Source organism: Paenibacillus sp. FSL K6-0108 (genome assembly GCF_045040695.1).
Classification (GTDB): domain Bacteria; phylum Bacillota; class Bacilli; order Paenibacillales; family Paenibacillaceae; genus Paenibacillus; species Paenibacillus pabuli_B.
In genome coordinates, this window is the sequence record NZ_CP150288.1 from 5664841 (window position 1) to 5678017 (window position 13177).

General features: G+C 46.7%; 10 protein-coding genes. 3 read left to right on the top strand and 7 right to left on the bottom strand.

Annotated features, from left to right (window positions below; translation table 11 throughout):
- Positions 1-244 precede the first annotated feature (244 nt).
- Positions 245-1552, bottom strand: coding sequence for a hypothetical protein (locus MHB49_RS25780; protein ID WP_405153495.1), 1308 nt, complete (start codon positions 1550-1552; stop codon positions 245-247).
- 285 nt (positions 1553-1837) lie between these two features.
- On the opposite strand from MHB49_RS25780, the gene MHB49_RS25785 reads away from it, so the two are divergent.
- Both MHB49_RS25785 and MHB49_RS25790 read left to right on the top strand, forming a co-directional pair.
- Positions 1838-3490 carry an alkaline phosphatase gene (locus MHB49_RS25785; protein WP_405153496.1) on the top strand — a complete coding sequence of 551 codons (1653 nt, stop codon included), beginning with the start codon at positions 1838-1840 and terminating at the stop codon, positions 3488-3490.
- Between the two features lie 190 nt (positions 3491-3680).
- A complete protein-coding gene (locus MHB49_RS25790) occupies positions 3681-4046 on the top strand; it encodes a VOC family protein (protein ID WP_405153497.1) in 366 nt (121 codons plus the stop codon).
- A 130-nt stretch (positions 4047-4176) separates the two neighbouring features.
- Here the strand turns inward: MHB49_RS25790 and MHB49_RS25795 are convergent, their stop codons facing one another.
- The 6 genes from MHB49_RS25795 to MHB49_RS25820 all read right to left on the bottom strand — a co-directional run bounded on the left by MHB49_RS25795 (position 4177) and on the right by MHB49_RS25820 (position 12044).
- Positions 4177-5436 (bottom strand): GNAT family N-acetyltransferase, encoded by a 1260-nt coding sequence (locus tag MHB49_RS25795; protein ID WP_405153498.1) that lies wholly within the window; start codon positions 5434-5436, stop codon positions 4177-4179.
- 273 nt (positions 5437-5709) lie between these two features.
- A complete protein-coding gene (locus tag MHB49_RS25800; RefSeq protein WP_405153499.1) occupies positions 5710-7191 on the bottom strand; it encodes a methyl-accepting chemotaxis protein in 1482 nt (493 codons plus the stop codon).
- A gap of 356 nt (positions 7192-7547) precedes the next feature.
- On the bottom strand, positions 7548-8600 hold the full coding sequence (locus tag MHB49_RS25805) for a polysaccharide lyase family 1 protein (protein WP_405153500.1): 1053 nt from the start codon (positions 8598-8600) through the stop codon (positions 7548-7550).
- Between the two features lie 199 nt (positions 8601-8799).
- Positions 8800-9942, bottom strand: coding sequence for a DUF4179 domain-containing protein (locus MHB49_RS25810; protein ID WP_405153501.1), 1143 nt, complete (start codon positions 9940-9942; stop codon positions 8800-8802).
- Positions 9932-10480, bottom strand: coding sequence for an RNA polymerase sigma factor (locus MHB49_RS25815; RefSeq protein ID WP_247898806.1), 549 nt, complete (start codon positions 10478-10480; stop codon positions 9932-9934). The genes MHB49_RS25810 and MHB49_RS25815 overlap by 11 nt, the downstream gene beginning before the upstream one ends.
- A gap of 634 nt (positions 10481-11114) precedes the next feature.
- Positions 11115-12044 (bottom strand): zinc-binding dehydrogenase, encoded by a 930-nt coding sequence (locus MHB49_RS25820; RefSeq protein WP_405153502.1) that lies wholly within the window; start codon positions 12042-12044, stop codon positions 11115-11117.
- A 116-nt stretch (positions 12045-12160) separates the two neighbouring features.
- On the opposite strand from MHB49_RS25820, the gene MHB49_RS25825 reads away from it, so the two are divergent.
- Complete coding sequence (locus MHB49_RS25825; RefSeq protein WP_405153503.1) at positions 12161-13078, top strand: hypothetical protein; 918 nt, start codon at positions 12161-12163, stop codon at positions 13076-13078.
- Positions 13079-13177: the final 99 nt, after the last annotated feature.

Below are 13177 nucleotides of genomic sequence, written 5' to 3' on the forward strand. Positions count from 1 at the left end.
ACTGAACATGCGGATGAAGGTCATGTCCTCGTGAGCAGTTATTAACGAACATTTAACGATAATGTCGTAATTTTAGGACATTATATAATTAACACCACATAAAACTCAATACCTATGTGATGTATTTTGACACAAAAAAATAAAAAAACCGATCAGCAATCCTTATCACACTGTCCACCCCAGATGGACATGAGACATAGGGTTGCATAATCGGTATACTTGTTCATATTCGATGTTCGATAATCTAACACAAAAGACGATAACGGTTGCTTGGCCGTCCCCGGCGGGTATTCAGCTCATTTCCAGTAATTTCGGCCAGGGAAAACGCGGTGAGGCTGCCCATAATGCGCTGTACGTGCCTGATGGTCATTGACAATCCTGAAGCCAGTTCACTGGCTGTAAATTCTTCTTTGCCCATTCGACGTATGTATGCCTTTATTTTCTGGAATGTGCGGATGCTAACTCCTGCCTTGTTCAATTGTTCCAGCAATTCGGTATCACTTGAATACGTCTCGTAGGACAATTCATGGTCCTCGCCTGCCGCCTCCACAATCGTACCATCCGTCTCATAGATAATGATCCGCCCCGCCTCGTCGTCCTTGGCATATTGAATAGCCTTGCGGGCATGCCGTTCGGCATCAAACGCAGTCTCTCCGAACCCGATTCCCGCGAAAGAAAGCAAGTCCGTATCCAGCTCCAGCTGGTGCATCGTCGCATGCAGCGAGTCCATATTACGGGCCATTCCGCCCCTTGATCCGTACATCAGGTATCTTCCTGTGCCATCCTGGTGAAGAGAACCATCGATTTGTTCACAATGCTGGAGCAGGACACTCTTGATCTTCAACTCCATATGTTGCAGCTGATAACGCTCAGTTGATTGTTCTCCTGCCTCATGCAGCCGGTCGATCTCGATCATAAGCACACCGATCTGACTGTCCTTGAATGCGGAGCTGCGAATCTGTTCAATCAGCATGCGAACGGCCTGCACCGTCTCTAACTTGGTCGAGTCGATTTTGAAGACTGGAACCCCTCTCTCGAAAAGTCCTTCATATACTGCATACAGGCATGTAATCGCTGCCTTGGTGTGCCCTTCCTGCCAGTGACGAACGTGGAATTCGATCATTTCCTGTACATCATAGTCTATAGAAAACACGTATTTGCGCAACTGCTCCTCCGAGAAATTCAGCTCTTCCAGGCTGTCCATCAGCCCCCAGCTCTCATTGTCAGTCATATCAATAGAGATGTCTTTCACGGGGCTGTCCAATGTATAAACGGCTTGGAGCATTGCTTTGTATAAACTGGCCCCTGTAGGCGGACAGTAGATGGCATGTTCTTTTTCATGCAACACGGCTTGGGCTGTCAGATAGGGAATCGGACCCGTAAACACCCACCCATGTACATTCTCTCGGTTCCTGGCAATAATGTCCCCCGTTTCCCTGGCGTGTTCATACGGGTATAGCTCAAAGCTCGCCCCCAGATTCTGCTCGTGCAAAGCACGCATGGTACGCTCGATGGACGGCTTCGGCCCAACAATTCCGATACGGTAATACATTCGCACACCTCCTTGTCCACACTCCGCTTCTTCAGACACATATTTCAATACAAAAATCATACCGAACTGAAGTTCCGCTGTAAACCTCTCCATAAACAACCAGTGTAAAGCCTAATATATACAGAACGGTTCCAACCTTACTCATCTTCATTTTTTTGATTCGATTCCTTCCCCCTAATCGTAAACTTTACATTTAGTTAATCCAGTGCATACGCTCACTTATCATTCATTGTATACACTGGGTTTTGGATACCAAACTATACATAACATTAGGAGGATGTGTTCATGTTAAACCGATTCAATACCCGTGCGGCCAAAATGATGCTCGCGGTAACGACGATTGTTACGGCTACGCTGGGAGGCAGTAGTGCAGCTTGGGCTGTGGAAGACACCATCTCAACACCTTCTAGTTCACCAATCAAAAATGTCATCATACTCATTCCTGACGGTATGGCTAACGATGCCACCGCTCTGGCCCGTTGGTACAAAGGTTCCTCTCTTACTCTGGATTCCATGGCTAGTGGCATGGTTCGGACACATTCTGCAGATGCGCCGATTGCAGACTCGGCCCCTGCGGGAACTGCCTTTGCTACAGGTCACAAATCACATACAGGATATGTCGGAGTGCTGCCGGATAAAGCCACGATGCCTGGACAAAAAGCCATCGCCCCAGGGGATGCCAAAAAACCGGTCGCTTCGATCCTGGAAGCATCCAGACTGGCAGGCAAAGCAACTGGCATCATTGCAACATCTGAAATTATGCACGCTACACCTGCCGACTTCTCGGCTCATTATCCGGATCGTAAAAACTATGATGCGCTGAGCAAACAGCAGGTCTATAACGGCATGGATGTTGTTCTTGGCGGAGGAAGCAGTTATTTAGAGCCTGCTGGACGCAAAGATGGCGAAAACCTGGTATCTTCCATTAAAGCACTGGGCTACGACTATGTAACGACTCCGGCAGCGATGAAAGCTTCCACTTCAGGCAAGCTGTGGGGCATGTTCGCCCCTGCAGGCATGGCCTATAACATGGATCGTGATCCAGCGAAGCAGCCTAGCCTCGCCGAGATGACTTCTAAAGCTATTGAAGTTCTGTCCAAAGACGAAGACGGCTTCTTCCTGATGGTTGAAGGCAGCAAAGTGGACTGGGCAGCGCATGCCAATGATCCAATCGGTATTATCAGTGATGTGCTGGCATTTGATGATGCCGTGAAAGTAGCCATGGATTTTGCCAAAAAAGATAAAGAAACCGTCGTTGTCGCAGTCACGGACCACCAGAACGGTGGATTGACTATCGGTAACGCCTCCACTACAGGCACTTACGATAAAGAGCCGTTGTCCACATTTATCGGACCTTTAAAAAAGGCCAAGCTGACAGGCGAAGGCGTTGAGTCCAAGCTCAATGCCAAACGTACCAATATCAAAGCTGTGATGAAGCAATACTATGGCATTACCGACCTGACTTCCGAGGAAATCGCGGCCATCAAAGCGGCCAGCCCGGGAAGCCTCAATTATGCGGTTGGACCGATGATCAGCAAACGTTCCGGCATTGGCTGGACTACGGGTGGACATACGGGCGGAGATGTTGTGCTTTATACGTACGCTCCGAATAATGATCGACCTTTTGGTGTCATCGACAACACGGATGTTGCCAAATATATGGCACGCGTGCTGGACCTTGACCTCGATAGCGTGAGCAAACAATTGTTTGTGCCCGCAAAACAGGCTTTTACTGCCAAAGGAGCAACGTACAAGCTGGATCTGACAGATGCCAAAAATCCGAAGATCCTTGTAACCAAAGGCAGCACCAAGCTTGAACTGCAAATTTATAAAAATATCGCGCTCGTTAATGGCAAAAAGACTACCCTGGATGGTGTTATTGTCTACAATGGCGTAGAAGCCTTTGTTTCACAGGATGCGATTGATCTGATTCAATAAAAAAAGTGCCCGCTCATTGAACGGCACTCTTAACTAAACTGTCCAAGAAAATTGTTGGGCAGTTTTTCGATTTCACTTTTAAGTGCAACTTTTATATACAAAGGTAACGTGTATGGTAGGCCCACGCACAAGCTTATCGTATAATAAGCATAACGTTGATAAATATGACGCAAAAAAGGAGAGACTCAAGATGTTGATCAGATTAAACTGGATCACACTGCGGGTACGCGATCTGGAAGCATCACTCCGCTTCTACCACGACATGCTCGGGCTGCCGATTCAGCGCAGATTCGAAAGCCGTGGACGGCAGATTGCCATGCTGGGCCCAGAAAATGAAACGAAGCTGGAACTGATTGAGGGCAGCGAAACCACTCTCAAGCCAGAGGCCGGCGTTTCAATTGGCTATGAGGTAAGGTCACTGGACGAAGCTATGGAGCAGCTCGCTACATTAGGCATCCCGATTGCACGAGGCCCCGTCCAGCCCAATCCGCATCTGCGGTTTATTTACATTGCCGACCCAGATGGCTTCGAAGTGCAGTTGGCCGAACATGCATGATTAAGGCTCGAGCATGATGGGGAGCGGTTCCAAATAAGTGTACGTTTCAGGATGACTGACCTGTTGTGTGTGGAGTCAAACCTACACGCACACCCCACATAGGACGGCGTCAGCGTGCTGTTGTACAAGTTTACAGCTTCATCCGACGCATTAGCGGTACACCCACGCGATTCAAAAGCCGTTCAAGCAGCAGCCAGCACCAACGTCTGCTCATTGGCAGATGGCGCTCATACACAGCGGAATACTCGAAATTGGGCACAGCCCCACGGTTGCGCTTGAACTGCGCAGCACCAGCACTCTCATGCAACAGATGGCCGTTCTCACGGGCCTGTCTAATCAGGCAAGCTGACAGCATGCGGTACAGCCCGATGGATTGGGGTAGCGCCGTATCGTAACCGAACAACGGCGTTGTCATCACCCCATTTCGACAGAAGTATCCCATAACCGCATCTATACGCCCTTCCTTCCGCAGACCATACAGGGCCAGCGCTCCAGAAGCTTTTGCTGTGGCGATGAACTGTTCACTGAATTGCGGATTATCATAAGAGTATTTTTCAAGGTATAGCAGCTTGTACAGCTCCGCAATTCGTGGAATATCTTCCTCCGTCAGATTCGCTTCGGAAACGAATTCATATCCGTGCTTGGCCAATAATTCGTAATCCCGCTTCAGCAGCCAGCGCGACTTCGCATTACCAAAATTCGGGTCATTCGGCTGGTACAGATAGATTTGACGGCTCGGAATCAGTTGACAACCTGCTTGCTTCAGCTCTTCCGTCAGATCAGAGTGAAGCCCGGGGCACAAGGAGCGAAATACGACGGCATGCTCAGGATAACGCTCCCTTACTGCTGCAAGCAGACAAACCGCCTGCTCTCCTGACATGGCTGGATACAGGTTTGTTGAGAACAGCCAGTTGTTGACATGTACAACCTTGTTTATTTGTGAATGCCGCATTCCCCACCCCACCACACTGAGCAGCGCGGAGAGCCCTTTTTCCAGTAATGGTTTCTGAAGCAGTATCAACTCCTGCTTGGCATACCGTACATAATGCGTATAAGGCGAACAAACGTAAGAATTTTCATACTCTGCCTCATTTACCGTCAACGGAAGCACAAGATCGTCGATCCGTGCGATAAGCAGGTTTGTGCTTACATTTATCATGAAGCCCCGCGTCCCTTGCAACATCAGGGGTTCCAAATATGCTCTTGCATATCTGCCGTCCCCGGTGTTAGGCCAGTCCATATCTTCAAACGAGTTCCGATCATAGAAGCGAACGCGACTACCGCAATTTTCATTCGTCGTTTCATCTGTCTGGTCGCATCTCGCCTCCTTTTGTTCCGTTATTCCAATCTTCACGTTCTGCTCCCCCACGAGATAATATTGGCGCTTCATTGATAAATATCGTTCTGCCTCCTTATGTAAGTAAAGAATCTCGTTCTCTCCAACGTTTTTATGTATTCCTATTCCTCCCATTATAGTGGGCCTGGATGAACATCCACAATGATTTCGTTGTTAACAGCCAGAGATAGATCATCCCATCCAAAAAAACAACCAAGCCTGCCCCCACATTATGCTTGGAGACAGGCTCAGTAACTGAACTTCGAATATCAACTGGTGTAATCAGGTGAATCCGATGCAGAAGGCCAGCTTCTGCCTTGCTTTATTTTACAGCGTATCCGTTGTAGAACGTACCTCGTTCTTGTCCGATACCAACTCGCTCAGGTCCACAATCAGTTGCTCTAATTCTCCGAAGCTGTCCACCATCTTCTGGGTCAGATTGCGCTGTTCTTCCATACTGGCAAGAATTTCTTCCGTTGCAGCACTCGATTGCTGGGTCACACTTGAAATTTCTGAAACCTCATTAACCACTTTTGTAGAAGATTCTCTCATGGTGACTGAACTGCTCTCGATATCTGCGGCCTGATTCAATACTTGCTGCGAATTGCTGTTGATCGTACGGAAAACCTCTTCTGCCGTTTCAACACTGTCTTTCCCTGCTTGCAAAGCGAGGCGAATGCGTTCGAATCGATCCGTCAACGCCTGAGTCTGTCCTCTCAAACGGAACAAAATGACTGCAATATCATTAGCCGATTGACCCGAGTGTTCCGCCAGCTTGCGAACTTCCTCCGATACGACTGCAAACCCACGTCCATGCTCTCCTGCACGTGCTGCTTCAATCGCTGCATTAAGCGCAAGCAGATTCGTCTGATTTGCAATATCCGAGATGCTGTTCAGCATTAGAGACATGGACTCACTTTCCTCGTTAAACTTGCTCATATCGCTGGCTGTGGTATCAATCGTTTCATACAGCTCCTGCATCTGAACATTCAGTTGATCCATCTGTGAACTGCCTGTTTCCGTGCTCGTTGCCATGCTCGCAGACAGTTCTTTCATCTGATGCGAGTAGGAAGCTACATCGCGTATATGTTGATCCGACAAGGACAAGGACTCTGAAATTTCAGCCACACTGGTGGCCTGGAATTCGACCCCTTTGGCCACCTCGCTGAATCCAAGCGTCACTTCATGGGTAATGGAGCCGGTGTCGGTTACTTTTTGCTTCAGTTGGTCCGTATAACGAGATAGGCCCTCTACAGATTCTTTGACCCTTACAAGCATGGTTTCCACTCTCATTTTGGAATGCTCCACCTCTTGCCAACGGGCTTCGCTATCCCAAAAGAGCCTTTGATTTAACTGGGAAACCATCATCAGAATAGCTCCGGTAAGTGCAAACAATCCTACATCAACAATATGGCCAATAAACTCCTCGGAGCTCTTTGTCTCCACCAGAACAACCTGAAGAATACTAATGGCAAGCAGCACGAGAAATCCGGTTGTGAACAGTTTCTTGTCAGGATAGAGCAATAACACTGAAGTGATAACCAGACTTAAAGTGATGTTAACACTTCCCCAGCCTGCATAAACTCCACAGACCGTAATCAGGAGTGTACACAGCCACGGGATCACATGGATATATTTCTTTTTGATGTTTGCGTAGGTTACCCAACCCGCGAATAAAATAGCTACCCCATTCGAAACGAGCAGCTTGGGTTCCAGAAAGGCCAGACCAAAACCGATGGCAATAATAACCCACAGGATGATACAGATCAGCTTGTTCCTTTTCCAGATGATTTCATCATAACGATTCATGAATTTCCCGTCCTTTTTATCAATTAAATACCATGGCGAAACATTTTCTGTACTATCATTTATCAGTCTATGGTCCTTGCTTATGAACGAATCGCAAAATCCTAGGGCTTTGTTATAGTACATTAGGTCTTCATAAACATGAAAACACACTTAATGTATATCGGATTTTTATTATAAATTTTTAATATATGAAGGAATATAATATGTACTAATATTTCAGATAATTTATTTGGTTTTCTTCATAGTAAAAACCCGCATCAGGGATACGGGCTTTTACATGCTAATCCATTCAATCCACATCATCATTGGGGACCATGGCTTCTAATCTGTTATTCCAGAAGGAGATCAGCTACCTTTTATTTCCCAAACACAAGTGTGGTGTTAGACGAACCTGCATACTTGGTGACAAACTCGCGGGCATAACTGGCTGTCTGCACTTCATAGCTGTAGTTGGTGCTTGGTCTCCAACTCGTTTTGGGAGAAGACGGGCTGCTTAGCGCAGGTGTACTGCCTGTATCTGTAAATTCACCGTTTCCTTTATCGTCCAGAATTCCGCCTTTTTCAGCACCTGCGCCGAAATAATTGTTTTCGGAATAAATACGTGCTTTCTCGCCAATGGTAATGGCCTGGTTAAAGTTGTTGGCGTAATTGTTTTTGATGTGAAAATAACCGTATCTCATGAGACCAGGACCACGTACATACAGGTTTTCAAAGTAGTTATTTGCCATCGTTACATGAGGTACACCATTATAGCTGCTGTTGCCATCATTCGGGTATCCGAGAATAATTCCATATTTGTGGTTTGCAAATTTGGAATTGCTGATCGTAATATAATCTGCGCGATCCCCAATATACAAGAGCTTGTCCAGATCACTTCCGCTCGAGCTGTAGCTGTGCCCGGAGAATGTCACGTGATCGATCCAATAGTTGGAGCCTGAAGTAATGTACATCTGAATGTCATCGTTGGCATTAATATTGGAAGCGTGTTCAAAAGTCAGATTCTGAAAAATGACATTGCTTGAGCTGGACGTCGATCTGAAATGAATGTTCGTCAGCGTGTGTTTATCAAAGGAACCGACCAACGTTTTGTTCGATCCAAATTCGACTTTTTGCAGCGTAGAGGAAGATATATTTTGTTCAATAACTACAATCTTGGCAGTTGAGCCTGCCATATGCGTTCGCAAATCATTCAGATTGCTGACGTAGACAACCTGACCGTTCTTGCCACCTGTCGTGGCTGATTTGGATACACCACTCTCATTTTTGGCGTTACCGGCAAACCCCGTTAAACCATTCGTGCCTGTGTTGGGATAACTGGCCGCACCATATGTGGCAGGTGCCGTAGAGAGCGTGGAGAACGTCAACAATAACAGCGTTACAGCGAGTAAAAGAATCGAAAATTTCTTCAAAATTTCACCATCCTTTATAATTTTATCCTGCAAGACAAGTAGATTATATCGTGTAACATCGGATGTGACAATACAAAAATTGCAATTTAAACATTAATTTTATTTTTTTGCAACAGCAGTCCCCGTATAAGAAAAATGAAAAGACGACACAACGTCATCTGTAAAAACCATGACTTTTGTATCGCCCTTCCTCTTACTCCTATTTGATTTTCAGTTCCAGCTTGTTTTTCTCGGCTTCCTGCAAATCATAGTAAACTTTGCCCGGCTCACCGCGAAGTTTTAACACCAGAGATTGTGGGTCATCCAGCAGATTACTGCTGAAGGAATAGATCATACCGTCTTCCGTTCCGCCACCCGACACCATGGATAGTTTAGTCTTCTTCCCGTCTTTTGTTGTGGATACAATCTCGGTAGGGCTCACAACATCACTGACGGAAAGTTTGGCTTTATAATCAATCTTTTGATTAGGTTCAAAGATAAATCTTGCTCGTATAACCAGTGGGGATGTCTCTACTTCAGATAACATCACCTCATGCCCCCCAATCGTAAATAACTGATTATGTTCAATTTTCTCCGTCTTAGCGAGCGAAAATTTAGGGTCCAGATCAAAGCTCACTTCCATCGGTTTCGAAAATTGGTATTTGGTATCTTTTTTAACCTTATTCGTGTCAGCCAGCAGATCAGGAACTACAGATGAAATGCGAAAATCGAACTTCACTTGTCCCGGAAGCGGTGTACTTCCATCCATTTCAACGGTGCTACGTCCATAAAGTGTATACTTTCCATTGGAGCTATACAGACTGCTTATACCGCCATTACCAAGTGATTGGTTCGTCATGCCATTGACCATATTCGTTTTGGGAACCGAATAGATCTCCTGGGAAGCATCCGTCTGGGCAGTATACAATACGATCATCTTGTTTTCATCCGCCATCACAGCATTGACGGTTAACTGATATATTCCTGATTTCACAGAACGATTCACAAGCTGTACATAACCATTGTTAATTGCGGATGCAATCGTGTTTCCGTCTACATCCTTTTCAGCCAACTCCCGAAAAGGTTCAAGAACTCCCCAATTCTGTGCGGGCTGGCTGTACATTGCCTGTTGTGGCATAGAACCGCCAATTGGACCCATTAGCAGCCAACCAGCTGCTAGAGCTGTTACGAGCACCGCAGTTATCCACTTTAATTGCACATGACCTGTCATTCGCCGGGTTCTGGCCTGTGCCATACCTCGCTGAATGGCAAATGCCGTGTCCGCCGGATTCAATTGCTGTCTCTCCAGTTTAGCCTGGGAAGCATCTGCCAAAAGCGCCTGTTCCTCCGGACTAGTTGTCATGCCAATCCCCCCTATTCTTCATCTGCTTCCGTAACAGTTCCAACCCTTTATGCTGCCAGGTCTTGATGGTGCCTTCCGGTTTGCCGAGAATGGAGGCAATCTCAATCAACGTCATGTCGTTATAGTATTTCAGCAGTAACACATGGCGGTATTTCGGTTTAATTTTCTCAAGCATGAACCACATCGCAAGTTTGTTATCATTGAATTCGGCAATAGCAGACTCGGCTATCGCCTCCTCCAACCCTTCGCTCGGCAGTGGTGTGGCCCGCTTGCGACGTCTTTGTTCATCAATGCACACGTAGATCAGAATACGAATAATCCACGCTTTGAATGCCTTCTCATTTTTCAGAGAGCGACGCTTGATCCAGGCCCGGCATGTCATCTCCTGCACCGCTTCAAGTGCATCGTGACGATTACGCAGGTAACTGTAGGCAATGGAGATCAGCGTGTCCTGATGCTCCATGATGGACTGGACAAATACCGTCTCATCTTCACTCTGTATAAACAGTATCTTCTTCATCTCGGCTTTGGTTTCCACCCCGCAATCCCCTCCTTCTCTCTTTCTGTGGTATAAGACGGGCGAGCACTCCAAACGGTTTTATTTATTTCTCAGCAAAAATGAGACTTTACCCATAAGTTTGCCATTTGGCAAGCTTATGCTTCCAAAAACTCATGACAAACTATGCTTCCAATTCAAGCATCTACAAACACACATTCCTATTCGCTTTGAAAATGTGCAAAAAGTGCCCGTTCTAGGACCTTTATGAATGAAAAACACTAAAATATCGGTTGCGGGAAGTCAGTAACACCTTCACAATGTATAATTTGAGTTAGTAGGAAGTTTAAATTATGGTTTAAATGACAAAGAAGCCAACCACTATTACGATTGACTTCACTTGAATTTATTGAGCTATCGTTTCCCGTTAGTCTAACAAAAAATTTTCTCCTTTAAGATATTTCACAAAATAATCTTGAATAACTGATGGGAAATTTTCTGCCCCTTTTGGATTAATATCTGAACAGGAACCATTTGTTCAGGAATTCCAGCCGCTTGCATAACTTTGCCGTATGTTTCAAAATCAACTTGCTGTACTTGCACTTCTTTCTTGAAGACCTTTCCAACAATACGTACCAGTTCTTCTTGGTTAGAGGGTTACTACCAAGCTCATATTTTAGATCGTAAGCACAGCTTTGCCTGTAAAGCGCCGATTGATTAATTGACGTGCCACGGCGTCAATCTGCTCCCAGGATTCTTGCACCGCGATAACCGTCTGCAATTTGCCTGCTTCAACCAACCGAGCGAGCATGGCAAGATCTTGCGAAGGCGCATGGCGGTTCATTTCTTCACCGAGAAAAAAGCTATACAGCGTCCTTCCGCCTAAACCGAGTATGTGCAAAGAAGAGGTATCTGAAGAAGAATGACCCAGGGATACGCAGACGCCTTGTGGGATCAACTGCGGGAAAAGAGCGGCAAGCGTATCTCCGCCAACGGAATCGATGATAAAATCATAGGGGCCATTCGTAGCGATAGCTTTCGTCACGTCTTCCCCAACAAGGACTTCATCTGCGCCAAAAGCCATAGCTTGCTTGGCCTTGGACTCGGAACGAGCAACGCCGATTGAATAAGCGCCAGATAAGGCAGCCAACTGATGAGCGAATGCACCGACCCCTCCGGTTGAACCTGTAATTAACACTCGCTTGCCTAGCAAGAGTCCTCCTTTACGCAAGGCGTATAGAGCCGAGAGGCCGGCAACTGGCAAGGCAGCAGCTTGTTCGAAGGTGATCTCGTCAGGAATTTCAGCCAGAGTGAGGGCAGGTACCGCGATTTGCTCCGCCCAGGCTCCCGTTAGCAAAAGACCAACCACACGGCTCCCTTTCTTCGGGCCAACGCCATTTGAGGCCTGCTGCCGTACAATACCAGAGAAATCCCAGCCGGGCCTGCTCGTTTCCTGGCGCTGGATTGCATCGACGACTTCGCCGCGATTAAGCGAAAAGGCTTTAACTTCCACGATGGTCTCCCACGGTTGTGCTTGAGGTGTTTCGACTTCCTGAATAGTGAATGGATCTTTGTTGTGCGGGTTGACAACAATCGCACGTATCATGATGATTCCCCCCCTTTTTTCAATGTATGGTGAGTTGGTATACTTTGTAGTATATCCGCAGCAATTTCATTTCCCAAGTGCAGAACTACACCTGTTTTTTGAAAGGGGAGAACACCGTGACGACATCGAATCAAGATAGAAGCGCTGCCGAATTAAAACGTGTACTAGACACGATTGAACGGCTTCGGATACAGCGGCAGCAGAACCCGGGTAAGATTGTCTCCCGGATCCAGAACATGAAGCGTTTTACCCAACAAGAATTGAATGATGAGGCTTGCGGCACATACAAAAACTTGCTGACGGGACGTTCTCGACGCTTGCCTGATCGTCAAACCCTTATGGACATCGCGAATTATTTGGAATGCACAGGCGAAGAACGGAATGATCTGCTTCTATCCGCAGGTTATGTGCCAATTCCCCTTCCCTTATCTGACCGACAATTGGACCGGGTTCTGGACCAAGCCAGATCCATGATGCATCAGTTGCCTTATCCGGGGATGATCGTAACCGATGTGCTGGATATCGTCGAATATAATGAGGCTTTCTGTAACTTGTTTGGTCTGTCCGATTTCTCTTTTGCCTCCAACCCGCCTAATATGATTGATCTTCATTTCAATAAGGATATGCCTATTCGAGCGGCTTCTTCCTTTGACGAGAAGTCGCAGGCCCGCTGGGAGTCCCATGGAATTGTTGGCATTCAAGCCTTTAAGAGCCACCACCCGGCTCTATTTGTTGACCCTAAATATGCGCGTTTTCATGGGTTGATGGAGAAATACGCAGAGCTTCACGAGTTTTGGAATAGAGAGGCATGGACGGTTGAGCAGGATTTGAACACGGCGAAATACTTCCTCGCGCGGCAGCCATGCTCAGCAGAACGTAGACCCATACGGTATAACCAACTGCACCTTGCCGTGACCGATCAAGCTTACCCGCGAATCGAATTCTTTGTACCGGCGGATGAATCCGCACGGCAAGTGTTTGCTGCTTGGGGTTGTGCTATTGATTGCTCATTTAAAAGTAGACCCTACGCATGATATAAATGACGATTTGAACATGTGAAACTGATTGTAGCTTGGAAAGGCCAAGTATGAAAGAGGGAGAGGAAGCAAACGCATTAGCTCAAGGCAAGAATA

Coding starts and splice junctions, on each gene's coding strand:
- MHB49_RS25780 (WP_405153495.1), bottom strand. CDS start 1,552: ATGTATTACCGTATCGGAATTGTTGGGCCGAAGCCGTCCATCGAGCGT.
- MHB49_RS25785 (WP_405153496.1), top strand. CDS start 1,838: ATGTTAAACCGATTCAATACCCGTGCGGCCAAAATGATGCTCGCGGTA.
- MHB49_RS25790 (WP_405153497.1), top strand. CDS start 3,681: ATGTTGATCAGATTAAACTGGATCACACTGCGGGTACGCGATCTGGAA.
- MHB49_RS25795 (WP_405153498.1), bottom strand. CDS start 5,436: ATGAAGCGCCAATATTATCTCGTGGGGGAGCAGAACGTGAAGATTGGA.
- MHB49_RS25800 (WP_405153499.1), bottom strand. CDS start 7,191: ATGAATCGTTATGATGAAATCATCTGGAAAAGGAACAAGCTGATCTGT.
- MHB49_RS25810 (WP_405153501.1), bottom strand. CDS start 9,942: ATGACAACTAGTCCGGAGGAACAGGCGCTTTTGGCAGATGCTTCCCAG.
- MHB49_RS25820 (WP_405153502.1), bottom strand. CDS start 12,044: ATGATACGTGCGATTGTTGTCAACCCGCACAACAAAGATCCATTCACT.